Annotated in this window: 27 protein-coding genes and 1 pseudogene; 15 read left to right on the top strand and 13 right to left on the bottom strand. The window is 66.5% G+C overall.

Going from position 1 to position 21949, the window contains the following annotated elements:
* Positions 1-33 precede the first annotated feature (33 nt).
* The 8 genes from QM699_RS16515 to QM699_RS16550 form a co-directional block, all read right to left on the bottom strand.
* Complete coding sequence (locus QM699_RS16515; RefSeq protein ID WP_415012131.1) at positions 34-399, bottom strand: type II toxin-antitoxin system VapC family toxin; 366 nt, start codon at positions 397-399, stop codon at positions 34-36.
* Positions 393-608: a ribbon-helix-helix protein, CopG family gene (locus tag QM699_RS16520; protein ID WP_415012132.1), complete on the bottom strand. Its 216-nt coding sequence runs from the start codon at positions 606-608 to the stop codon at positions 393-395. The genes QM699_RS16515 and QM699_RS16520 overlap by 7 nt, the downstream gene beginning before the upstream one ends.
* 79 nt (positions 609-687) lie before the next feature.
* Positions 688-906, bottom strand: a complete 219-nt coding sequence (locus tag QM699_RS16525; protein WP_415012133.1) for a hypothetical protein — start codon at positions 904-906, stop codon at positions 688-690.
* A complete protein-coding gene (locus QM699_RS16530; protein ID WP_415012134.1) occupies positions 893-1135 on the bottom strand; it encodes a helix-turn-helix transcriptional regulator in 243 nt (80 codons plus the stop codon). Before QM699_RS16530 ends, QM699_RS16525 begins: the two co-directional genes overlap by 14 nt.
* Before the next feature lie 78 nt (positions 1136-1213).
* Positions 1214-2271 (bottom strand): IS630 family transposase gene (locus tag QM699_RS16535; RefSeq protein WP_415009400.1). Its coding sequence is split into 2 segments (ribosomal slippage): positions 1214-1791 and positions 1791-2271, totalling 1059 coding nucleotides; the frame shifts between segments, so codons are not numbered across the junction.
* 159 nt (positions 2272-2430) lie between these two features.
* On the bottom strand, positions 2431-3621 hold the full coding sequence (locus QM699_RS16540; protein WP_415012135.1) for an autotransporter outer membrane beta-barrel domain-containing protein: 1191 nt from the start codon (positions 3619-3621) through the stop codon (positions 2431-2433).
* 67 nt (positions 3622-3688) lie between these two features.
* Positions 3689-5851 carry a hypothetical protein gene (locus QM699_RS16545; RefSeq protein ID WP_415012136.1) on the bottom strand — a complete coding sequence of 721 codons (2163 nt, stop codon included), beginning with the start codon at positions 5849-5851 and terminating at the stop codon, positions 3689-3691.
* A 98-nt stretch (positions 5852-5949) separates the two neighbouring features.
* On the bottom strand, positions 5950-6402 hold the full coding sequence (locus tag QM699_RS16550) for a hypothetical protein (RefSeq protein WP_415012137.1): 453 nt from the start codon (positions 6400-6402) through the stop codon (positions 5950-5952).
* 366 nt (positions 6403-6768) lie between these two features.
* Between QM699_RS16550 and QM699_RS16555 the strand changes: the two genes are divergently transcribed.
* Entirely contained in the window at positions 6769-7233 is a 465-nt protein-coding gene (locus tag QM699_RS16555; protein ID WP_415012138.1) for a hypothetical protein, read from the top strand.
* Here the strand turns inward: QM699_RS16555 and QM699_RS16560 are convergent.
* On the bottom strand, positions 7214-7420 hold the full coding sequence (locus tag QM699_RS16560) for a TOBE domain-containing protein (protein ID WP_415012139.1): 207 nt from the start codon (positions 7418-7420) through the stop codon (positions 7214-7216). The two genes, QM699_RS16555 and QM699_RS16560, sit on opposite strands and share 20 nt — an antisense overlap.
* Positions 7421-7435: 15 nt before the next feature.
* Complete coding sequence (locus tag QM699_RS16565; protein WP_415012781.1) at positions 7436-7999, bottom strand: ABC transporter ATP-binding protein; 564 nt, start codon at positions 7997-7999, stop codon at positions 7436-7438.
* Positions 8000-8386: 387 nt separating this feature from the next.
* Between QM699_RS16565 and QM699_RS16570 the strand changes: the two genes are divergently transcribed.
* On the top strand, positions 8387-8653 hold the full coding sequence (locus QM699_RS16570) for a hypothetical protein (RefSeq protein WP_415012140.1): 267 nt from the start codon (positions 8387-8389) through the stop codon (positions 8651-8653).
* 182 nt (positions 8654-8835) lie between these two features.
* Positions 8836-10293, top strand: a complete 1458-nt coding sequence (locus tag QM699_RS16575) for an aldehyde dehydrogenase family protein (protein WP_415009801.1) — start codon at positions 8836-8838, stop codon at positions 10291-10293.
* 614 nt (positions 10294-10907) lie between these two features.
* Here the strand turns inward: QM699_RS16575 and QM699_RS16580 are convergent.
* Complete coding sequence (locus tag QM699_RS16580; RefSeq protein WP_415012141.1) at positions 10908-11189, bottom strand: LysR family transcriptional regulator; 282 nt, start codon at positions 11187-11189, stop codon at positions 10908-10910.
* A 225-nt stretch (positions 11190-11414) separates the two neighbouring features.
* On the opposite strand from QM699_RS16580, the gene QM699_RS16585 reads away from it, so the two are divergent.
* The 4 genes from QM699_RS16585 to QM699_RS16600 are packed head-to-tail and all read left to right on the top strand — an operon-like array spanning position 11415 to position 12849.
* Complete coding sequence (locus QM699_RS16585) at positions 11415-12239, top strand: FAD binding domain-containing protein (RefSeq protein ID WP_415012142.1); 825 nt, start codon at positions 11415-11417, stop codon at positions 12237-12239.
* Complete coding sequence (locus QM699_RS16590; RefSeq protein WP_415012143.1) at positions 12236-12499, top strand: (2Fe-2S)-binding protein; 264 nt, start codon at positions 12236-12238, stop codon at positions 12497-12499. Before QM699_RS16585 ends, QM699_RS16590 begins: the two co-directional genes overlap by 4 nt.
* A gap of 57 nt (positions 12500-12556) precedes the next feature.
* The gene (locus tag QM699_RS16595) at positions 12557-12670 is read left to right on the top strand and encodes a type II toxin-antitoxin system HigB family toxin (protein ID WP_415012782.1); all 114 of its coding nucleotides are present in this window, start codon (positions 12557-12559) and stop codon (positions 12668-12670) included.
* A 23-nt stretch (positions 12671-12693) separates the two neighbouring features.
* Positions 12694-12849, top strand: coding sequence for a hypothetical protein (locus tag QM699_RS16600; RefSeq protein ID WP_415012783.1), 156 nt, complete (start codon positions 12694-12696; stop codon positions 12847-12849).
* Here the strand turns inward: QM699_RS16600 and QM699_RS16605 are convergent.
* Positions 12835-12915: pseudogene (locus QM699_RS16605) on the bottom strand (hypothetical protein); the annotation flags it as partial. The gene QM699_RS16600 and the pseudogene QM699_RS16605 overlap by 15 nt on opposite strands.
* Here QM699_RS16605 and QM699_RS16610 point away from each other — a divergent pair.
* Positions 12895-13284, top strand: coding sequence for a transposase (locus QM699_RS16610; protein ID WP_415012784.1), 390 nt, complete (start codon positions 12895-12897; stop codon positions 13282-13284). The pseudogene QM699_RS16605 and the gene QM699_RS16610 overlap by 21 nt on opposite strands.
* Here QM699_RS16610 and QM699_RS16615 read toward each other — a convergent pair.
* Positions 13281-14231, bottom strand: a complete 951-nt coding sequence (locus QM699_RS16615; RefSeq protein WP_415012144.1) for an IS481 family transposase — start codon at positions 14229-14231, stop codon at positions 13281-13283. The two genes, QM699_RS16610 and QM699_RS16615, sit on opposite strands and share 4 nt — an antisense overlap.
* 383 nt (positions 14232-14614) lie before the next feature.
* On the opposite strand from QM699_RS16615, the gene QM699_RS16620 reads away from it, so the two are divergent.
* The 7 genes from QM699_RS16620 to QM699_RS16650 all read left to right on the top strand — a co-directional run bounded on the left by QM699_RS16620 (position 14615) and on the right by QM699_RS16650 (position 21943).
* Positions 14615-15838 (top strand): diaminopropionate ammonia-lyase, encoded by a 1224-nt coding sequence (locus QM699_RS16620; protein WP_415012145.1) that lies wholly within the window; start codon positions 14615-14617, stop codon positions 15836-15838.
* A 69-nt stretch (positions 15839-15907) separates the two neighbouring features.
* Positions 15908-16897 (top strand): GlxA family transcriptional regulator, encoded by a 990-nt coding sequence (locus QM699_RS16625; RefSeq protein ID WP_415012146.1) that lies wholly within the window; start codon positions 15908-15910, stop codon positions 16895-16897.
* A 137-nt stretch (positions 16898-17034) separates the two neighbouring features.
* Positions 17035-17514 (top strand): hypothetical protein, encoded by a 480-nt coding sequence (locus QM699_RS16630; protein ID WP_415012147.1) that lies wholly within the window; start codon positions 17035-17037, stop codon positions 17512-17514.
* Positions 17515-17549: 35 nt separating this feature from the next.
* Positions 17550-18095: a hypothetical protein gene (locus QM699_RS16635; RefSeq protein ID WP_415012148.1), complete on the top strand. Its 546-nt coding sequence runs from the start codon at positions 17550-17552 to the stop codon at positions 18093-18095.
* Between the two features lie 110 nt (positions 18096-18205).
* Positions 18206-19942: an ABC transporter permease subunit gene (locus QM699_RS16640; protein WP_415012149.1), complete on the top strand. Its 1737-nt coding sequence runs from the start codon at positions 18206-18208 to the stop codon at positions 19940-19942.
* 4 nt (positions 19943-19946) lie between these two features.
* Positions 19947-20780, top strand: a complete 834-nt coding sequence (locus QM699_RS16645; RefSeq protein ID WP_415012150.1) for a hypothetical protein — start codon at positions 19947-19949, stop codon at positions 20778-20780.
* 53 nt (positions 20781-20833) lie between these two features.
* Complete coding sequence (locus QM699_RS16650; protein ID WP_415012151.1) at positions 20834-21943, top strand: ABC transporter ATP-binding protein; 1110 nt, start codon at positions 20834-20836, stop codon at positions 21941-21943.
* Positions 21944-21949 lie beyond the last annotated feature (6 nt).

Raw genomic sequence — 21949 nt, forward strand, 5'->3', positions numbered from 1 at the left:
TCGGCTCCTATGGTTCAGGCTGGGGCGCGCCTGCTACAGGGCGTAGGGTTCGCGTATCCCCGGATCGTCGGGCGGAAAGTCCTTGGTGTTGCGGGTTACGAGCAGCCGCCCCGCCGTCTGCGCCGTGGCCCAGATCACTGCATCGGGTAGTTTGATGCGATGCGCGCGCCGTAACGCCACCGCGCGGTCGGCAATCGCGTCATTCAGTGCAACGATTTCAAAGCCGTCAAGAAATTGCCGGGTTGGCTCAACCAGATCGGTGCTGGCGCCGACCATTACCTCCATCCAGGTGATGATGCTGATGGCGCGGTTCTCAAAGCGCGCGATTTCATCACGCGCCTGGGGGACAGCGTTCAGGTGGTCAATGAGGATATTGGTATCGAACAGCGCGCCTACCATTCGGCGCGCACCTTCTCCTGATAGGTTAAGCCATCGACCTTGCGTTTACCCCACAAGCCGAATCCGTCCTCGACCTGTTCGCGGTGATGGCGGTCAAGATAATCGTCTATCGCCGCCCGGATCAGGGCCGCGCGGGACTGGCGCACCCGCTTGGCAAGAATGTCCAGAGCCTCGATCTGCGCATCGTTCATATCGACAAGGGCTCGCATCGCACTCTCCATATAGATTTGGAGTATGTATATCATATGTGGCAATGCGAGGGAAAGGGAAAGTCCCTTTCCGCCATGTTCAATCGGTATCTCTGGTTTCTGATGGCACGTTATCATTGGCGGCGAGCATGGCTTTCTCGAAGTCCTCGCGCGCCATACGACGGCCAATGATGCGGGCAAGCCGGAGGGCGACAGCGTTGACCTTGCGCAGCGCCTCAGGACCGGGGCGGCTCGCATTGCCGTTGTCATTGGCGGGGACGGGATAGCTTTCGTCATCGGGCGGGTCATTCGGCATCATGACTGGCCGCCTTTCCGCCTGGTGCATCATTGTCGTTGGTGGCGCGCCACGTCACGGGGTTGCCCACCCAGCTATTGATGTCGGACTCTCGCCATCCCGCGCCGTGGATGCTGATCCTGAGCTGGGGCGGGAAAGTGCCCTCTTTGATCTTGCGGTAGATCGTCGACCGGGAGAGGCCCGTGCGGGCGCGAACGGTCTCCATACGGATGATGCGGTCTGGTGCGGGCATGGCAGCTTTGCCTCCTGCTGCTTGTTTCCGGATGCCCCTGATCCAGTGAGAGCAAGACGTTATACCAACCCGCATTGATCAGAACCCTTGCGCCCAGTCCCGACGGCCGATGGATCGGATGCGCCAGGGTTGGTCGACGAGGTCGTTCCAAGCGGCGCAGCAGTGGGCGACGATGTCGTCGTAGCCCTTGAAGACCCGGTTCGAGAGCCAGTTGTCGCGCATGAACTGCCAGATGTTCTCGACCGGGTTCAGCTCGGGCGAGCGGGGCGGCAGTGGCAGGATGGTGATGTTCTTCGGCACGATGAGGGCGCGGGCGAGGTGCCAGCCGGCCTGGTCGAGGATGAGGATGGCGTGGGCACCCGGCGCCACCGCGGTGCTGATCTCCGCGAGGTGCGTCTGCATCGCCGGCGTGTCGCAGAACGGCATGACGATGCCGGCGCCCTTGCCCTCGGCCGGGCAGATCGCGCCGAAGATGTAGGCCCAGGCGGTGCGCTGGTCGTGCGGCGCCCGCGGTCGGGCGCCCCGCCGCGCCCATCTTCGGGTGAGCTTGTTCTTCTGCCCGATCCGCGCTTCGTCCTGGAACCAGAGTTCTATGCGCTTGCCGGGATGCGCGGCGCGGACCTCCGCCACGCGCTCCGGGAGACTTTTTTGAAAGCCGCCGCCGCCTCCGGATCCTGGGCGTAGTGCCGCGGCCGCGCCGAAAGCTTGCGGAAGCCGAGCGCCCGGAGTTCCCGTCCCACCGTCGCCTCGCTCACCGACACCCGGAACGCCTCCCAGAGCCACTGCACCAGGTCGATCCGCCGCCAGCGCACCACCCCGTCGCGCCAGGGCTCAGGTCCCGCCTCCACCACCTGCGCCAGCGCCGCCCGATGCTCTGCCGTCAGTGTCGGCGCCTTGCCGGGGGCATGCCGGTCGATCAGCCCCGACGGGCCTTCCGCGTTGAACCGCAGCACCCAGTCCCGCACGATCTGCAGCCCGACCCCGCCGACCCGCGCCGCCTCCGTCCGCGTGCCGCCCTCCGCGATCACCGCCAGCGCCAGCAGCCGACGCACCTGCTTCGCATCCCGGCTGTCCCGCGCCAGCCGGCGAAGATCGTCACCATCCAGATCACCCCGAAGCCCGATCGCTGCCGCCATGGAAAACCCCTTCGTTCTCCATGATGAATCACGACAACGCCCTCAGGGGAATCCCCCGCGTGAGTCAGGACCTATGCGCGCTGGTATGAGGCGCCGATGCCTCCGTTGACCGTGTCTTCCGCCAGTCGGCGCCCTCGCGGGCGCCGGCTGGCGGAAGGGCTAGAACCGGATCGTCAAGGTCGCGGCGAGCCGATTGGTCGCGGCGCCTGAGGCGAACTCGCCCTGATAGTCGACGGCGAGCGCGGAAGTCGGGCTGAGCGCCATGTCGAGCCCGAGGTCCAGAAGCCCCACGTCCTCCGCGATCGGCACGCCCGCGACCTCGAATCCCGCGCCGCCGTCGAAGGCCATCGTCGCGCTCGACGCGACGTCGCCGAAGGCGTGACGCCAGCCGATCCCACCGCTGAGCGTCGCCCGGGCCGCGCCGAGTTGCGTGTCGTGCGAGCCTCGCACCCCCAGCGTGGTGAAGGTCGTGTCCATCGACGCCGCCTTGCCCGAAAGCGCCGCCGCGCCACCCGTCTCCTCGAAGCCATCGGTCGTCAGATGGACATAGGCGAGCCCGACATAGGGTTCGAAGGCGGTGGCGCCGCTCTCGATCCGCCGGGCCAGCTCGCCGAAGATCTGCGCGGTGCGCCCGTCGTAGTCGGCCGAGAGATCCTCGTCCGAGGAGCGGCGGTCGGTTGAGATCTGGTTCCAGGACATAGATACGCCGGAGCGGAAGCCGACCGCGCCCCAGTCCCGGCCGGCATAGGCGCCGAGATGGAAGCTTTTCGTCTCGCCCGAGGAGGCGCGGTTGTCGAGGTCGTAGGAGCCATCGCCGAAGCCAATCATGCCGCCGACCCGCCAAAGGGCGATCGTCGCGTCGGCCCCGAGCAGAAGCCCGCCCGCGCTCTGGTCGAGCGTCGCCGCGTCGCCGTCGCCGTCGAGATGACCCCAGCCGCCATAGGCCTGACCCCAGGCCGCCGGCTGTTCGCCCGGCACCGGCGCGAAGGCCATCCTCCCATCCGCGAGTCCCGGCGCATGCGTGGCGCCGACCGCGCCCGAGGCCAGGCGCAGCCGCGCGATTAGGGCGTCGCGGGTATACTGGCTGTCCTGCGTCAGCGCGGCGGGCATCGAGGCGTGAATCTCGCCGGAGAGCAGGTCGAATTCGGCGCGCGCTTCCGCCCCGGTCATGCCGACCACGTCGTCGTAGAGCGAATTGCCAGCGCCGAGCGACTCGAGCCCGGTGGCGGTGGCGGCCTGGTTGCCCGTGTCCGCCACGTCGGCGAAGGCGGTTTCGCTCCGCTCCACCGCGAGCGCCAGTTCGGTCTCGCCCGTTTCCAGTTCGAAGGAGAGGAAGGGCGAGTTCTTCACGAGATCGCCCGTCAGCCTGTCATAGCCGCCGGAGATACCCTCCCCGGCGGTGAGGAGGGAGTAGCTCTCACCGACACCGAGCTTCGCCCGTGGCGGCGCGGTTGAGCACCAGCCGCGCGCCGGCTTCGATGGTGGCGGCGCCGGTCACGGCGATGCCAGCCCCCTTGGCGACCTGCCCGAACTCATAGCGCGAGCCAGCACCTTGGGTGAAATCCCCCGCCACCTTCAGCGAGCCGTCCCCGCCTGAGACGACCGCGCCGCCGGAGGCCACGTAGAGCCCGCCATAGCTGCCCGTTCCGCTCGCCACGCCGCCCGAGCGCACGCGGGTCGCGCCGCTGACCGTGCCGTGGTTGGCGAAGAGACCGGAGACCGAAACCGGGCTCGCAAGCGAGCCGGTCAGGATCAGCCCCGCCCCCCCGTCCACGCGCGTGGAGCCGGTATAGCTGTTCTCACCCGACAGCGTCTGCACGCCGCCCGCGACCGTCAGCCCGCCGCCGTGGTGCTTCTTTTCGTCGTCGAGATCGGAGATCGTGCCGGAGAAGCTGTCTCCCGCTTCGGTCAGGACCAGCCGCCGGTCGTAGAGTCGCACGGTGCCCGAGCCTGCGAGGCTCCTGATCCGGGCGTCGTCATAGGCGTCGGAGATGCCCCAAGCCTCGATCCGGTTTCCCTTGTCCCCGATGTCGAGCATCCCGTCCGCCACGACGCGGGAGGAGGATTCGATGCCGCCGATCCCGGCGAGCTCCAGCCCGCCCCCCGCCTCGATCATCGTTTCGCCGGTATAGGTGTTGGCATTGGTCAGGCGCAGCCAGGCATTCTCGGCGATGGTCAGATCGCCCGCGCCGGAGATCACGCCGGCGGCGCCGAAATAGCCGATGTCGCGTTGCTTGCCGTCCGCGTCCTCGCTGGGAAAGGCGCTGCCCATGTCCGCCGTCACCCGGGAGAGCTGGACCTCGCCCGCGCTGGGCGTGTCGGTCGTGAAATCGTTCGCGCTGACGAAATAGGGCGTATAGGCGGTGGTCTTGTTCTCGAGATCGTACATCACCGACTGGGACAGGAAGAAATCCTGTCCCGCGACGAAGGCGGCCCCAGAGCCGGATCCCGGGATGATCGTGACCGAGACATCCGAGAGGCCCACGGGATCGCCGTTCGGGGCGGTGATGGTCAGCTCCGCGATGCTGTAAGCGCCGTCCGCGTCCTGCGTCACCTTGGCGCCCGCGTCGATCAGCTGCTGGAGCTGCGTCACGCTCATCGAGAGCGCGCCCGCGCCCGGCGTCCCGGTATCGAGAAGCGCGGCCACGTCCTTGATTTCCACCGGGTCCTTGCCCTCGCCCGCCGAGAGGCCGAGCGTGTAGCTTCCCTCATACAGGCTCGACGCGTTCGCGCCGGACCCCGGAAAGCTGTCGGCGCTGCGGACAACGGACTCGAGATTTGGATTCTTCTCGCCCCAGGGCATGAGGGAGGTGAACTGCGCCCGCAGGCTCTGGTCGAGATCGACGATCAGGCAGGGCGAGCAGCCGGGCGTCGTGGCATGGGTCGCCTCCGCGCTGTTGCCGTTGGCCGCGACGATGTAGCCGGTCTTCGTGGTGGCGCCGATCGAATAGGTTCCCGGGTGGCCTTCCAAGGTGAAATTGCCGGCGCCGAAGGTGCCCGAGACCGTGCCGCCCTCGTCGGCCGGCTTCCCGGCCTCGATCAGCGCGCGCGCGTCGAGGTCGGCGTAATAGTCCGTCCGCGCGCCCGCGTCGTTCGTCGTGGAAAACACCGGTTCCGGCGACAGATTCAGCTTCGCGGCGCTGGGATTGTCCTTGGTGTAGACGATGTCGAGGATCCGGGCGACTTCGTAGCCCGACTGTCCCACAACCGGCAGCGTGACGTCCGCCGAGGCGTCGTCGAGCGCCGCCGGGTCGTGAAAGGTGAGCGTATCCGCGCCCGCCTGCTGGACCAGATAGCCATAGGTGGACGTGCCGTAGAGATAGAGCGTCTTCTCGCCCTGCGCCGTCACCCCGCCCACGTCCGGGCCGATCTGGGTGTTCGGCCGGTCCGAGCCGGTATCGAAGACGAGCCGTCGCGCCTTGTCGTCGTTGACCGACATCCAGATGTCGATCCGGCTGACATAGCTCTCGCCCTTGTCCGTCTTCTCATAAGAGTAGTCGAGCGGCACGAGCCTCGGCCCATCGGCGGCGATCGCCGCTCCCGGTGCGAGCGCGAGGCCGGGGCCCACGAGGATGGCCACCGATCGCCGGAGCCGTGCCAGCCGCCGCGCGCATCCGCCAGAGGCCGGGGTGGCGGAGAGGGAAAGGAATTCGTGCATGCCTCGGCCCGGATGATCGCTCATTGGTTGATCGCGGTGATGAAGACCGTCGCGGGTGTCGTGTCGCCGAGGCCCGAGAACCAGATCTCGCCATCGCCCACCATGACTCCCCTGGAATTGGCGGAGATGCTCGCGTATTCCTGCGCCGCGAGCGCCTTTTTGACCTTGGGGGTGACGATCTTGTCATACGCGGCCACGAAGTGGTGCGCGTCGCGCAGCGTGACTTTCTTGCCGCCGACCTGGGTCTCGAATGGATAGCTGACGAGCCCGGCGACCGTGGCCTTGTCATCAGCGGCGACCGCCTTCTGGAGCTTGCCGAAGAAGGCCTGGTAGGGCGCATGCTCTCCGTAGAGCTGGTCGAGGGTCGCATTGGTTTCGGCGACCGTCTGGGCGGCCGAAAGCTGGGGAAGGGCGGCCAGGGCGGCCGCCAGCGCGAGCGCGCGGAACGGATTTGGTATGAAGGCTTCTTTCATCGGATACCGGAGAGCCCCACAGGCATGTCGCGTGAGCGACCTTCGGATAGGCCTGTTGTCACGGCTGGCTCGCATAATTCCCATCGCATTTGCTCGCCTTCGCGACCGGCCGGGATGGCGGAGAGCTTCGAAGACGTGAAGCCAGTTTAGGGAGTCCGCAGCCTCAAGCGAGAGCGGTCACTGTCAGAATCCGCGCATACTGTCGAAATCGGAGCCAATCATCCGGTTTCGCATTCGTTATTCAATATCGAGAAGGAGGGGGGCCGCCTTGTTCTGCGCACAGCTTGCCTGCTGGAGCGTCGCCGCGCGTTCTTTTCGGGACAGGCCAAGATTCGTCTGACATACTAAACAACACAATTGACATTTTTGACACATATCAAGGATGTACGCAGGGTACGGGCCTCGGCCGTCCGCTCGTCGCCGGCTTCGGGCGACACTGCGGCCGATCCCGAGCATGCCTTCCTGCTGATCGGCGAGACGGTCACGAAGGTGGCGGGGCGGACCGAGGTTCTCGCGAGCCGACGGCGGGTGGACGACGGCCAGGTCGTGGTGGACCCTCTGCCGATACAGGGCTCGGCGAGCCTTGCGGCCCTCGCGGCAGCCGAGGGCCTCGTCGTCCTGCCGGACGACGCGACCACGGTCGCGCGCGGCACGGCGGTGATGTTCGTGTCGCTCTGCGGGATGCGAGGCGCACGAGAGGAGTGCTGTCGCACGCGTGAGGCGATGGTCGATCCATTGATATCGCGACGAATATCTTCGCGCTTTGACTTTTTGCAAGGGCGCGAGAAGGAGTCCCGTGCGGTGCGGAGCGTCAGTCCACGCCGACCATGACGTCGCTCGCCTTGATGACCGCGTAGGCGTCCTTGCCGACCGCGAGGCCAAGCTCGTCGACGGAGGCGTTGGTGATCGAGGCGGTGACGACGGTGCCACCGACGTCAATCTTGACGTGGCTGGTGGTGGCGCCCTTGGTCACCTCGACGATCTTGCCCTTGAGGGCGTTGCGCGCACTGATCTTCATAGGGTCCTCCCCGGATCAAAGCGATGGAGCGCAGACGGTGCGGCCGGCGGCCGCGACGTAGGCGACGGCGACCTCGACGCCGTAGAGATCGCGCAGGGCCTCCGGCGTCAAGATCGCGTCCGGCGTGCCGGCGGCGATGATGGGGCCACGGCGCATCAGGGCGACGCGGGTCGCGCAGGTGAAGGCGTGGCCGGGATCGTGGGGCGAAAGGACGACGGCGATGCCGCGGGCGGCGGGGGCGCCGATCCGGGCGAGGACGCGGGCCTGGTTGCCGAAGTCGAGGCGCGCCGTCGGTTCGTCCATGACGACGCGGCCGGGTTCCTGCGCCAGCGCGCGGGCGATCAGCGCCATCTGCCGCTCGCCGCCGCTCACCTCGGGAAAGCGGCGGTCGGCGAGATGGGCGATGCCGGTGGCCGTGAGCGCGGCCTCGGCGGCGCGTCGAACCAGCCGAACGGCAGCGCCAACGCGGCGCGGCCGGCCGCGACGAGGAGCACGAGGGCCGCAAGGAAGCTCCGCCGCAGCATGTCCGCTCTCCTGTCCGGGGCATGTCCGTCCCTTGCTATGTCCACCGGGCGATATCGGTCAAGCGGGAGCAATCCGGGCGAGCGAGGCCATCGTCTGGCAGAAATTCCTTCCCGAGGAGGCCGATGGACAGCTTCGGGCCACCCGCCTAAGCTACCGATATATCCAGTGGGCAATTTCGCATGAGGATCATTCGCCTCGTCAGGTCGGTTGCGCTGGCGGTCGGCCTCGCGGGTGCGTCGCAACCGGCGGCGGCCGAAGCGCCGCGGATCGCCGACCTCTGGTTCGCCCACAATGCGGTCGCCGCGATGCTCGGCGCCGGCGACCGCATCAAGGTGACGGTCAGCCCGCCGGCCACTTGCCCCTGGCTCTATCGCATGACCCCGGCGATGGCGGGCGCCGGTCATCGTCAGCGTCATCGTCAGCGGCAACGCGGCGCAGCCGTTGCCGACGCCATCGGGCGGCTGGGAGGGCCTCGCCGCCGTGCGCGACGGCAAGGTCTACCGCAACCCCAAGGGCGTGTTCCTGTGGGACCGCTACTCGCCCGAGTTCGCGCTGCAACTCCTGTGGGCGGCGAAGCTCTTCGCGCCGGATCGCTTCGCCGATATCGACATCGCCGCGGAGACCGGACGCTTCTACCAGCGCTTCTTCGACTACACGGCGAGCGACGGGGACATCGCGCGCATCCTCGCAGCGCTTCCGCCGGAGTGAGCGGCGGGTCTACATCCGCGCGTCGCGGCACCCGACCATTGACGTGGTGCCCGGCCGCGGCATGTTTTCGCTCGACAACGGTCGCGAGCGGCGCTTCCTCACACGCTCGACGCCGTGTGCGGTTCCCCGGTGATTGACCCGCCCGGGCAACGCCGCCGTCAGATATCAAGGGAGAGACGACCATGATCGAGAAGCGCGCATTCTACATCGACGGCGCGTGGGTGGCTCCGGCCGTGCCGCGCGACTGCGCGGTGATCGACCCGGCGACGGAGGAGCCCTGCGCGGTGATCTCGCTCGGCGACCGCGCCGACACCGAGGCCGCCGTTGCTGCGGCGAGCCGCGCCTTCCCCGGCTGGGCCGCGACGCCGCCGGCCGAGCGCAAGCGCCTCGTCGCGGGCATCCTCGCCCAGTACGAGAAGCGCGCCGAGGAGATGGCCCAGGCGATCAGCCTCGAGATGGGCGCACCGATCGACCTCGCCCGCAAGTCGCAGGCGCCCTGTCTGCCGTGGCACTTCAAGGGCTTCCTCGACGCCTTCGACGCGATCGAATGGATCCGCCCGCTGCGGGCAGACACCCCCCACGATCGCATCGCGCTGGAGCCGATCGGCGTCGTCGGGCTGATCACGCCGTGGAACTGGCCGATGAACCAGGTGACGCTCAAGGTCATCCCGGCGCTGATGGCGGGCTGCACCTGCGTGCTGAAGCCGTCGGAAGAGGCGCCGCTCTCCTCGCTGCTCTTCGCCGAGTTCGTCCACGACGCGGGGCTGCCGAGGGGCGTCTTCAACCTCGTGAACGGTGATGGCGCCGGCGTGGGGAGCCAGCTTTCCGTGCACCCGGACGTCGAGATGATCTCCTTCACCGGCTCGACCCGCGCCGGCCGGGCGATTTCGAAGAATGCCGCCGAGACGCTGAAGCGGGTGACGCTCGAGCTGGGCGGCAAGGGCGCGAACCTCGTCTTCGCCGACGCTGGCGAGGCGGCGGTGGTGCGCGGCGTCAGGCACCTGTTCAACAACTCCGGCCAGTCCTGCAACGCGCCGTCGCGGATGCTGGTCGAGCGGTCGTTCTACGACGAGGCCGTCGAGATCGCCCGCGGCGTCGCCGAGGCGACCCGCGTCGGCTCGCCGCGCGAGGCGGGCGGACACCTCGGGCCGGTGGTGAACGAGCGGCAGTGGACGCAGATCCAGGGCTATATCCAGAAGGGCATCGACGAGGGCGCCCGCCTCGTCGCCGGCGGCCTCGGCCGGCCGGAGACCCTGAACCGCGGCTTCTACGTCCGCCCGACGGTCTTCGCCGACGTGGTGCCGGGGATGACCATCGAGCGCGAGGAGATCTTCGGCCCGGTCCTGTCGATGCTGCCTTTCGACAGCGAGGACGAGGCGGTGGCGATCGCCAACGACACCGCCTATGGCTTGACCAACTACGTCCAGAGCGCCGACGGCGCCCGGCGCAACCGGCTGGCGCGGCGCCTGCGCGCCGGCATGATCGAGATGAACGGCGAGGCCCGCTCGCTCGGCGCGCCGTTCGGCGGCATCAAGGCGTCCGGCCGGGCGCGCGAGGGCGGGGTCTGGGGGATCGAGGAGTTCACCGAGGTCAAGGCGATCTCCGGCTGGGATGCCGACGTCAGCGTCGCCGCGGAGTAGGGCGGTCGTTCTCGACGGCCGGGCCCGGTCACGTGCCGGGCCCGGCAATGAACCGCGAAGCTGCGCGCGTGCTGGGGAGCGTGTTCGCGGAAGGCTTGCGGCGCGAAGCTCAGGGCCTCGCCGTCCCGGACGATCGAGGCGAAGTCGCTGATCGGCGCGGCGACCTCTGCCGGCGGCCGGAAGATCAGGCTGCCGGTGGCACTTTCGGGATGGGCGGCGACCGGCGCCACGATCGACGCGTGGCGGCCAAGCCGGCGAGCTTGCCCAGCATTCGGATCGAGCCGACTCCCAGCAGCGGGGGGCCTCGGCAAGAGTGTCGAGGATCGGCTGGATGGCTTCGCGGATCGTGAGGTCAAGTCGGCCGATGGCGACGGGATGGGCGAAACAGTCCGCGAGGGACGTTCGTGGCGCGGTGGCGAGCGGATGGTCCGGGCGCATCAGGGCGCCGCCGCGGATTTCACGGTGGACCATGATCTTCAGCGCGCGCTCGGGTCGCGTCAGGAAGCCGAAGCCGATCTCTGCCGAGCCGTCGAGACGGCGGGTGAGGACGCCTCGGGCCGGGACCACTTCCACATCGACGTGGAGGGTCGGATAGCGCCGGCTGAAGGCGACAATCAGCGCCGGCAGGAAGGAGACGAGACGCCGACGCTCTCGGCCGTGGCGATGCGGACCGAGCCGATCCGCAGGCCACGCAGCATGTCGAGCTCCGACACCGCCGCTTCGATCGGAGCGATGGCGCGATTGGCGTGGCGGTAGAGGATTTCGCCCGCCGCCGTCAGCCTGAGACGCCGGTGACCGCGCTGGAAGGGGGCCATACCGAGGGCATCCTCGAGCTGCCCGATCTGGCGCGAGACGGCCGAGGAGGCGACGTTCAGCCGTCGGGCGCATTCGCGCACCGACTGGAAGCTCGGCGGTGGTGCGGAAATAGACGAGAGCCGGCTGGTGGAACGCCCGCGCGAGCAGGGCCGGAGACAGTGCCTGCTCGCGCGGGCGGGCGAGTTTTCCGGTCGGCTCCATGACGTTCTCCATCGCTGCCGTTCCGGCAACGATCTGCGCTGAAATCAGAAGCGGCAAGAGCAAAGCGAATCCGGCAGTATGGCCGTGCACCGAAAGCCAAGGCCATGGACCTCAACGCGATCACGAGCCATCTCCGCCCCGCCGATCGCGGCGGCCTCCCTGTGCACCAGCCCGGCGACGCCTGTCTCGCCGGCGGCACATGGCTGTTCTCGGAGCCGCAACCGACGCTCCGGCGGCTGATCGACCTGACCTCCCTCGGCTGGGCACCGCTGGCCGCCACCGAGGACGGCCTCGCCATCGCGGCGACCTGCAAGGTCGCGACGCTCGACGCCTTCGAGCCGCCCGCGGCCTGGATCGGCGCGGAGCTGATCGGCCGATGCTGCCGGGCCTTCCTCGCGTCGTTCAAGATCTGGAACATGGCGACGGTGGGCGGCAACCTCTGCATGGGCCTGCCTGCTGGGCCGATGATCTCGCTCGCGGTGGCGCTCGACGGAGTCTGCACGATCTGGACGCCCGATGGCGGTGAGCGGCGCGTGCCGGTCGTCGATTTCGTGCGCGGCCCGCTTCAGCCCGACCTCGTGCCCGGCGAGGTGCTGCGCCGGATCGACCTGCCGCGCGCCGCGCTGGTCCGGCGGGCCGCCTTCCGGCGCGCCAGCCTGACGCCGCTCGGGCGATCGGGCGTGCTCCTCATCGGGACTTCGGGCGCGGGCGGGGACCTCGCGCTCACCGTCACGGCGTCGACGCGGCGGCCGGTGCGCCTCGACTTCGACGCGCCGCCTTCCGCCGACGACCTCGCACGGGCGATCGACATGCGCATCGAGCCTGCCCTCTACTATGACGACATCCACGGGCGGCCCGACTGGCGCCGCCACATGACGCATCTTTTCGCCCGGGAGATCCGGGACGAGCTGGCCGGGGCGATCCGATGACCTTCCGCGTGAACGGCCGGGATCATGATGCAGCCCCACGGCCGGGGCAGTGCCTGCGGACTTTCCTGCGCGAACTCGGCTGGTTCGGCGTGAAGAAGGGCTGCGACGCCGGCGACTGCGGCGCCTGCACCGTCCATCTCGACGGCAAGCTGGTACACAGCTGCCTCGTGCCCGCCATCCGGGTCGAAGGTATCGCGATCACCACCATCGAAGGCCTCGGCTCTCGAAAGAGCGCATCGCCTGGATGCAATCGGCATTGAAAATCACGTTGCAGGGGGGTGGCGTTGCCGGTCAAGGGCAACGATTATCGCCTTGTGGTGGCGGTCGACTTCGAGAAGGCCATCGTCTGGATCAAGTGGATCGGCACCCACAAGGCATATGACAGGATCGATGTGACGGAGGTCAGGCGAAGCGTGAGAAGTGGAAGGTAGTCGGCACCTATAAGGACGCCAGCATCTCCGGCGCGAGCGTGATCCTGCGGTCCGGCATCCAGATGCTGTTGCAGGACGCGCAGGCCGGACAGTTCGATATCGTGCTGGCCGACCGGCGTGCCAGCGTCGAAGGCATGAAGTTGCAGAAGGTCGATATAGTCCGTCTGGAGGCGGCGTAGCGCATCCTCGACGGCGCGGATCAGCCGGAAGCGCGAGGAACCGGCATCGTTCGGTCCGTCGCCCATCGACAAGCTGGTGCTGAGCCAGGCGAACGTCCGGCGGGTGACGGGCGATCGGCGGACGACATGCTGGGCACGGTCGGGCCGGGCAGGACCCTGCTCGCCGACGGGGCCTACGACAGCAACCGACTGCGCGACCATCTGGCCGCTGTCGGCGCCAAGGCCGTCATCAAGCCGATCCCGCGGCGATCCGCCCCGCCGCGTCTCGACCGCGACGCCTACCGACGACGCAACCGGATCGAGCGCTTCTTCTCGAAGCTCAAGCATTACAGGGCCGTCGCCACCCGCTACGAGAAACACGACGCCAACTTCCTCGCCCTCGTCAAGCTCGCCGCAACACGCATCTGGTTGTGCGCTTATGGGTCCCAGCTCTAGGTGTTCAGTCCCGGCATCTGGTGGATCGGGTTGACGATGAATCTGTCTGGCTCTGAAGTCCAGACCTTGCAGATATATTCGTAGGGCGTGAGACCGCTCAGCGTCTTGAGTCTGTGGGCAAAGTTGTAGGCTGCGATGAAGTCGGCAAGGTGCGCCCGCAACTGGCTGTGGCTGTCGTAGTGGAACCGCTTCACCGTCGCCTCCTTGATCGTGCGGTTCATCCGCTCGACCTGGCCGTTGGTCCACGGATGATTGGGCTTTGTCAGCCGATGCTCGATGTCGTGCTCGCCGCATACGCGGCCGAAGATGTGCTCGAAGGAATGGATGTCGCGGCTCCGATTTGTGAACTGCACCCCGTTGTCGGTCAGCACCGTGTGCAGCCGATAGGGAACGGCAGCGATCAGGTCGCACAGGAACTGGGCAGCAGCCATTTTCCCGGCCTTTTCGACAAGCCGGGTGAAGGCGAACTTGCTGGTGCGGTCGATGGCCACGAAGAGATAGAGCTTGCCTTCAGCGGTTCGCACCTCAGCGATGTCGATGTGGAAGAAGCCTATGGGATAGCGCTTGAACCGCTGCCGCTTCGGCTTGTCCCCTTCGACATCGGGCAGGCGGGAAATGCCGTGCCGTTGCGGGCACCGATGCAGCGCCGAGCGGGTCAGGTGCGGGATCATGGGTTGCAGGGCGTAGAGGCAGTCGTCCAGCGGCAGCAGCGTGTGACGCCGGAAGGCGACGATCATCGCCTCCTCTGTCTCGGTCAGGACGGTGGATCGTGGCTGCCTCGGCCCCGTCTTCAGATCCTCGACCGATACCCGCTTGCGCCACTTCGCCACCGTCTTCGGGTTGATGCCCAGTTCCCGGCTCAGCTGCGCGAGCGAAGCCTGCGATCGCTGTATTGTAGCTCGGACGGCGTGCGTGGTCGTGGCGCTCCCATGGCGAACCTGTCCCATACGGCTTCCTTCCATTCCAACGAAAGGATCGCACCATCAAACCATGGGAGCAAACACTTCACCCATGGCTTCCATCCTTCGAAAGCCCGGCGCACCGGTAAGTTCTCTTCAGCCAACCTGTTCGCCCCGAAGGGCCCACTCCACCGCTGGCCGACTTTTGCGCCATGCGGCGCCGCGAGAACGCCGGGACGAGGCGAGCGATCAGGACCGGTGTCGCCGCGCGACAACGCCCGAAGCCGCCACCGGAGGCAACGGAATATGACGATTTCAAGTGATTTTTGCATGATAATGCAAAAATCAAGCGATAATCTCCCGATACTAGCGCAATCAATGCATCGCGCTCTCATAGACTGACCGGAGCACGCTCTCCTGCGGAAGTCGAAATGTCCCAGCTCCTGGTTCCTGTTCAGTTGGCCAGCAATGAACGAGCCACGTACGATCGGCCTTATGGAGATGCTGAACGAAAGGTCGTCAGCATCGCTGGATTCGAGGCTGCAAAGGCTGAAATCGCGGCCTGGCCCGGCTATCTCCCGACACCCTTGGTCAGGATGTTCGGGCTGGGGCGGCGGCTTGGGCTGAGCGAACTGCACTATAAGGACGAAGGCCACAGGTTCGGGCTGGCGAGCTTCAAGGCACTGGGTGGCTCCTATGCCGTTCTGGCCGCGCTTCGGATGCGGCTGGAAGCGGCAGGTCGCGTGCCCTTCCCCGGAACCGCGGCGATCATCGCGGGGGAATCGCGCGATCTGATCGCGTCGGTGACCATTGCCACCGCAACCGACGGCAACCACGGAAAATCGGTGGCCTGGGGCGCCAGCACCTTTGGCTGCCGCTGCAAGATTTATCTGCACGAGCATGTCAGCGCGGAGCGCGAGCACGAAATCGCTAGGTTCGGAGCCGAGATCGTGCGCGTTCCGGGCGGCTATGACGATGCGGTGGCCGCCTGCGCCCGCGACAGCCTTGCGAATGGCTGGGCCTTGGTTGCCGACACCTCGGATGATCCCGATGCCGTGATCCCGTCACTGGTGATGCAGGGCTATACGCTGATAGCGGACGAGATTCTGACGCAGCTTGACGGTGTGGCGCCGACCCATCTGTTCGTGCCGGCCGGTGTGGGCGGTCTGGCTGCGGCGCTTGCCGGGCATTTCTGGGAAAGGCTCGGCCCCGCGCGTCCTCGCATCATCGTCGTAGAGCCGCAGCGCGCCGATTGCGTGTTTCGCAGCATTCTGGCGGGCGTGCCGACGAAGGTTCCGGGCAGCACTGAGACAGTGATGGCCTGTCTTGCCGCGGGATCGGTCTCGGCGCCCGCCTGGACGATCATGCAGCATGTGGTCGACGATGTCCTGGCCCTTGCAGAAGAGGCCGCGCCCCTGGCGATGCGGATGCTGGCGCAGGGTGTCGATGGCGATCCGCCGCTGATTGCCGGGGAATCCGGCTGTGCCGCAACCGCGGGGGTGATGGCTGCAGCCGGAAACCCGATTCTGTGCGCGACGCTGGGTCTGAGCGAGAATGCGCGCGTGGTGGTGATTGGCAGTGAAGGCGCAACCGATGGCCTTGCCTTCGAACGGATCGTCGGTCGGTCCGCCGAGATGGTGATCAACGGACGGTGACATGGGACGGCCACCATACCCGCTGGGAGGACGGGCGGTAGGTCGGAAGCAAAACGCGAAAGGGCGACAATGGCTCAGCTTTCCTCCAAATGGTGCGCTTTCCCCCAAGATCGGCACTTGGCCGCGTCGATCCCGGAGCCTGCCGCAACCCGTGCTGCCGGAAAGCTTGCGCTGATGGCGGTGGGCGATGTTCCAGCGGCCCGCATGGCTTGGCTGGCGGCTGCCCTGAACGCAGGCCGCCATGATCTGCCGGCCGCAGGGGCCAGGCACCTACCGGAATTCGCCGTCTTGTCGTGCGAGCAGCCGGTGCACGGATCGCGCCAGGTCGTTTCCTTTCGGCGCGAAAGGGCAGCGGTGGATGTTGACGGGATGGATTGTCTGGCTGTCACCTGCGGCGACGCGCCGCCGGACACCTTTGCCACCGCTTCGCTTGCACTGCTTGTTCGGGCGGCCGGTCATGGGCTGCCCCTGATCGGTATCGGAACGGGTGTCTTCGCCCTGGCCGCTGCGGGGCTCTTGTCGGGGCGGCGCTGCGTCGTCGTGTCCCGTCATCGTCCGCGATTTGCCGAGCTTTTCCCCGATAGCGAGATCGAGACCGATGTCGAGTTGATCGCCGACGGCCCGATTCTGACCTGCCTGGCTGGCGGCCGGTCCACCCTCGCCGCGGTGGGGCGGATCGCCACTCAGGATTTGGCGGTTGCCGCGGGACCGGCTGTGGGTCAGCAGGTGGCGCGGGCCATACAACTGATGCGCCAGAATATCGGCGAGCCGATCTCGATCGGCGATATCGCCGGCCGCGTCGGCCTGCCGGTGCGCCAACTGACCCGGCGCTTCCTGCAGGAGGTCGAGGCGACGCCCGCCGCGCTCTATCGCAGGATCCGCCTGGAGCAAGCCCGGGCAAGCCTGCTGCAGACCCGGCAGACGGTGACAGCCATCGCCTTTGATTGCGGCTTTTCAGATGCCGCACATCTGACCCGGTCGTTCAAGGCGCATTTCGGGGATCTGCCGTCCGCCTATCGCAGCGCCGCACGCCGACAAGGCGCGGCCGCGGCCCGGTAGCCGAACAGAGCTTTGCCTGCCGCGGCCCCGGTCGGCAGGCCCTCATCATTCTTCGCTGACGGCGGGGCACAACACAGGGAAACAGGAAAATGCAGAAAAGGACGCTCAATCGGCCGCCCCTCGGTATGAATCGACGGATGCTGCTGGGTGGCATGGCGGGGATGGTCGCGGCGGGCAGCCTGCTGCCGAAGCGCGCGCAAGCCGCTGGGCTGACGCAAGAGGACATCGCCGCGGCAACCGGCCCGCTGAACTTCATCGGGGCCGAACCGTATCAGGTGCGCGACACCTGGCCGGCTGGACTGGATATCAACTGGGCCTACAACACCAGCAACGAGGACGTGATCGTCAAGACCACGCAGGCCGGCACGTTTGATGCGCTGATCATTTATCAGGGCATGATCGATCAACTCCGCAAGCTTGACAGGATCGAGCCGATCGACACCAGCCTGCTGTCGAACTGGGATCTGGTCGCCCCGATGTTCCGTGATGCCGAGGTGATCCGGCGCGATGGAGAAATCTACGCCATCCCCTTCATGTGGGGCTATGGCTACCTCGAATACAACGCCGATTTCGTCAAGGCGCCCGCCAGCTATGAGGATCTCTGGCCCCGGAGCTGACGAAGAAGATCGGCCTGCCGGACGATCCCTATGCCGTGATCACGACCTTTGCGATCTTCGCGGGGGCCAAGCGGCCGAACAACCTGACGCGTGAGGAATTCGACAAGACCATTGCGCTGCTGAAATCCTTCAAGCCGCAGGTCTTGACGATCCATGGCGCCGGCGATGAGATCGGACTGTTGTCGCGAGGCGATATCTGGGTTGATTTCCCGGCCTATTCCAACTCGCTTGCCCTGTCGCGCGAGGCGGGCGCAAAGAGCCTGCAGCTGACGCAGCTTGCGGCGTGGAGCTATATCGACTGCCTGATGGTCGTGAAGGATCCTGTGAACAAGGCCGCCGCCTACAAGTTCATCAACTCTTGCCTGTCGACCGAGACACAGCTGGCGGTTGCCGCCTATAGCCTTGCCTTCCCGGTGAACGACGCGGCAATTTCGGCCATCACGCCGGAATTGCGCTATGGCTCGGCGGAAGAGGCGCTGAAACTTGCCCCGATGCTGCCCGGCGTCACGGTTGAAACCGATGGCCCGGATGTTCCGTTCCAGGAATGGATGGTTGCCTGGAACGAATTCAAGGCACTGTAACTGCTGTCCCCGGCGGCGCATTGATGCCGCCGGGATCGGCTCGGGCGATACCAGGACGCAGCTCGAGCATCCGAGGCATGGGTTCGGTCTCAGAGAAGGTTCATATATCAGTGATCAGCGGACAGAATGCAGGTGAAGGCCGGGTGCTGATGCCCGCAAGCGCCATTCCGGCCGCGGCCTATCTGTCACTGTTGGTCATCGCCCCTTTTGCCATGCTGGTCGTCTACAGTTTCTGGCGGGCGGATTTCTTCAGCGTGACGCCCGCATTCACCTTCGAGAACTTCGCCAAACTGGCCACCTCGCCGCTGTATCGCGGCGTGTTGCTGAAGACATTGCTTGCTGCCTCGATCGCCTCGGTCATCGCGGTTCTGGTCGGATATGTCGTCGCCTATGCCATCGTGTTCCGGTTCGAGGCCTGGGGGCGGCGCATTCTTCTGCTGATCATGGCCTCGCTTCTGGCGAGCTATATCGTCAGGGTCTATGCGCTGACGACGATTCTCGGCACCAACGGATTGATCAACCGATCGCTGCTTGGGCTGGGACTGATCGAGACGCCGATCAGCTGGCTTCTGTACGGCTATCCCACGATCATCATCGCACTGGTCTATCTGTATATGCCGATCGTGATACTGCTGCTGTTTTCCGGCATGCAGGGGATCGACACCCGGCTGTTCGAGGCTTCCCGCGATCTGGGGCGTGGACACTTCGGCACGCTGGTCCATGTGTTGCTGCCGCTGTCCCGGCCGGCGGTGCGGACAGCGTTCTTCTTTGTCTTCATCCTGATCGCGTCGGACTACGTGACGCCGCGCATGGTGGGCGGAGTGGACGGCCAGATGATCGGCACGATCATCGCCGACCAGTTCGGCGCCGCGAACAACTATCCGTTCGGCGCAGCGCTGTCGCTCGCCATGCTGGCGGGGTTTGCCGTCTTCATTGGCGGTTTCGCCCTGGCCGAGCGTCTTGTGACGCTGATCGCGCGGCGGATACCGGCCGGGCTGGCCAGGATCGCTGCGGTGTCTGGAGCCCGGATGAGCCTTCCCCGTCTGCCCGTGGCCGAGACCGTGACGATCGTCACGCTTGTCTGCCTGTTTGCGCCATTGGTTACTGTGCTGGTCTTTTCGTTCAACGAGGCCCGCAACCCCGGCCTGCCCTATACCGGCGTAACGCTGAGCTGGTACGGCGAGGTGTTGACCAGCCCCGATTTCCACAGGGCCCTGCTGACCAGCGTCAAGATCGCGGCCATCACCATTCTGGGTGGCGTGGCCTTGGGGCTGCCGACGGCCATCGCGCTTGCCTGGCGGGACTTCGCGCTGAAGCCGTCCTTTCTGGGGTTGACCTATCTGCCCATGATCGTGCCTGGCGTCGTCCTTGGGGTGGCGCTGCTGACCATCCTTGTAACGCTTGGCATTCGTCTGGGATATCTGGTGACCGCCGCCGCGCATACGATGCTGGTCCTGCCCTATGTCGTCCAGACCCTGCGCATCCGGCTGGAGCGGATCGATCCGCGCATCATCGAGGCGGCGGCTGACCTGGGGTCGGGGCGTTTGCGGGTGCTGCGGACAGTCACGCTGCCGATCCTTCTGCCCGCCTTGCTGGGCGCAGGGGTGCTGGCCATGGCCATGTCACTGGACGAGCTTCTGGTCACCAATTTCACTATCGGGCGTGATGTGACCGTGCCGGCCTGGATCGCTGCGCGGATGCGGACCGGCCTGACCCCCGCGCTGAATGCCGTCGCGATCCTGATGCTGGTCGGGACGCTGGCACTGATCGGATTGACGTCGCTGTGGCTTCGCTACCTTGAGCGCCGCGCGACGGCGGCCCAGAGACCGCACCTGCTGGAGAAGTGATGGCATGACCCGGCTCCCTGAAGATTTCCCGGTGCTGTGGGATACGACCGATGCGCCCTCTGCCTTTGAGCCGGCCGACTGGTTTGCCTATTGCAGCCGTCTGAATGGCCGTCCGATTCCGGTTCTGCCACCGCTGGCGATCCAGACCGTGACGCGCCCGATCTTTGACCTGGCTGTCAGCCGCCATGGCGCCAGGGTGGATGACTTCACCCTGGCGGACCATCCCTTTGCCCGGTTCGAAGTGGACGGCGTGCCGATGGTTATCGGCTATTCCGGGAAGGGGTCCTATGCGGCAGGGGGGCTGGACGAACTGATTGCGCTTGGTGCGCGAAAGGTCATCTTCCTGGGCGGGTCGGGATCGATCTCGCCCCGGGTTGCGGTGAACGACCTCGTGGTGGCGACCAAAGCCCTGCGCGACGAATGCGTGTCGTGCCACTATATCCCGCCATCGAGATATGCGTTCGCCGCAGCCGCCCTCTCGGATGCCCTCGCAGTCGAGGCGCAGAGCCGCGACAGAACCGTGCATATCGGGCCGGTCTGGACGACAATGGCCCATTTCCGCCAGACGCTGCCGCGGGTCGAAGCTTTCCGGGCCGAGGGCTGTCTTGTCGTCAACAACGAGGCATCGTCGGCCTTCGCCGTCGGTCAGGCCAGGGGGGTCGAGGTGGCCGCTCTGCTGAACACCGGCGATCTTCTGTATAACGGGCATTTCGAAGTGCCACCCGAGAGGACCGAGACCTATCAGGGTGGCAATATCGCGGCACAGTTGGACATTGCCATTGCGGCGCTGTTGCGCGTGACCAACGGGGACGGAACGGGGGATGACCATGCCGCCTGACTGGCCGGCGAAGCATCTGCAGTCCCCTTCGACCCGGAAGTGGAGGGATTTCCATGCTGCAACCGGATGAAGAAACCGGCCCCGCGTTGGCACGGCCGCCGATCCTGGATTTGCGGGGCGTCTCGAAATCCTACGCCGGGCAACCCGCCGTGCATCCGGTTGACCTGTCGATCGATCAGGGTGAGTTCATCACGCTTCTCGGGCCGTCGGGTTGCGGCAAGACCTCTTTGCTGCGGGTGATCTCCGGGTTCAACGACACCACGGACGGCCGGATCTACAGCCGGGGCGTCGACATCACCCGCCTGCGCCCTGAACGCCGCCCTTTCAACATGGTTTTCCAGAGTTACGCCCTGTTCCCGCATCTGGATGTGTTCGAGAATGTTGCCTATGGGCTGCGAGCCGCGGGCGTCGCCCCGGCGCAGATCCGCGAACGCGTCGATGCTGCACTGGAGATGGTGGGACTGTCGGCACATCGTCACAGCCCGGTCACCTCGCTATCCGGCGGGATGAGCCAGCGCGTCGCCCTGATGCGCGCCATCGTCATGCAACCGGCGATCCTGCTGCTGGACGAACCTCTGGCGGCGCTGGACCTGCGCCTGCGCAAACGCATGCAGCTGGAGCTGCGCGGAATCCAGAGGCGGCTGGACACGACCTTCATCCTTGTAACCCATGATCAGGAAGAAGCCCTAGTGATGAGCGATCGCATCGTGGTGATGAACCGCGGCCGGATCGAGCAGGTCGGCACCCCGCGCGAGATCTATTTCAGGCCGCAGACCCGCTTTGTGGCCGAGTTCGTCGGCGAAGCCTCGTTCCTGTCCTGCCGGGTCACTGCACGCGAGGGCACGATGGTGCGGGTGGTGACATCCTTCGGCTGGAGCGACCGCTTTGCCTGCCATGCGCGCAAGCCGGCATCGCCGGGCGATGCCGGCGCCGTTTCATTCCGGCCCGAGCAACTCTCGCTCACCGCGCCGGGCGAGGGCGATCTGCACGGCGAGGTCCGCGATCTGGTGTTCACCGGATCCGCCACGCTGGTCAGCGTTGCAGTCGCCGAGGGGGTGGAATTGCGGCTTGCAGCGGCGCACAGCCCGGCGGTGGGCGAGAGGGTCGGGATTCGCTATCAACCCGGCACAGGCGTCTTCACCCCGGATCCGGCGGTGGATTGATCGCGA

Origin of the sequence: Amaricoccus sp., from assembly GCF_047602525.1 — a bacterium.
Classification (GTDB): domain Bacteria; phylum Pseudomonadota; class Alphaproteobacteria; order Rhodobacterales; family Rhodobacteraceae; genus Amaricoccus.

Excerpts from the sequence above, each read along its gene's own strand:
- QM699_RS16645 (WP_415012150.1), top strand. The coding sequence starts at position 19,947 with ATGACCCGGCTCCCTGAAGATTTCCCGGTGCTGTGGGATACGACCGAT.
- QM699_RS16625 (WP_415012146.1), top strand. The coding sequence starts at position 15,908 with ATGGCTCAGCTTTCCTCCAAATGGTGCGCTTTCCCCCAAGATCGGCAC.
- QM699_RS16615 (WP_415012144.1), bottom strand. The coding sequence starts at position 14,231 with ATGGGACAGGTTCGCCATGGGAGCGCCACGACCACGCACGCCGTCCGA.
- QM699_RS16630 (WP_415012147.1), top strand. The coding sequence starts at position 17,035 with ATGCTGCTGGGTGGCATGGCGGGGATGGTCGCGGCGGGCAGCCTGCTG.
- QM699_RS16585 (WP_415012142.1), top strand. The coding sequence starts at position 11,415 with ATGGACCTCAACGCGATCACGAGCCATCTCCGCCCCGCCGATCGCGGC.
- QM699_RS16550 (WP_415012137.1), bottom strand. The coding sequence starts at position 6,402 with ATGAAAGAAGCCTTCATACCAAATCCGTTCCGCGCGCTCGCGCTGGCG.
- QM699_RS16515 (WP_415012131.1), bottom strand. The coding sequence starts at position 399 with ATGGTAGGCGCGCTGTTCGATACCAATATCCTCATTGACCACCTGAAC.
- QM699_RS16560 (WP_415012139.1), bottom strand. The coding sequence starts at position 7,420 with ATGAAGATCAGTGCGCGCAACGCCCTCAAGGGCAAGATCGTCGAGGTG.
- QM699_RS16650 (WP_415012151.1), top strand. The coding sequence starts at position 20,834 with ATGCTGCAACCGGATGAAGAAACCGGCCCCGCGTTGGCACGGCCGCCG.
- QM699_RS16620 (WP_415012145.1), top strand. The coding sequence starts at position 14,615 with ATGTCCCAGCTCCTGGTTCCTGTTCAGTTGGCCAGCAATGAACGAGCC.
- QM699_RS16525 (WP_415012133.1), bottom strand. The coding sequence starts at position 906 with ATGATGCCGAATGACCCGCCCGATGACGAAAGCTATCCCGTCCCCGCC.
- QM699_RS16520 (WP_415012132.1), bottom strand. The coding sequence starts at position 608 with ATGCGAGCCCTTGTCGATATGAACGATGCGCAGATCGAGGCTCTGGAC.
- QM699_RS16575 (WP_415009801.1), top strand. The coding sequence starts at position 8,836 with ATGATCGAGAAGCGCGCATTCTACATCGACGGCGCGTGGGTGGCTCCG.
- QM699_RS16530 (WP_415012134.1), bottom strand. The coding sequence starts at position 1,135 with ATGCCCGCACCAGACCGCATCATCCGTATGGAGACCGTTCGCGCCCGC.
- QM699_RS16590 (WP_415012143.1), top strand. The coding sequence starts at position 12,236 with ATGACCTTCCGCGTGAACGGCCGGGATCATGATGCAGCCCCACGGCCG.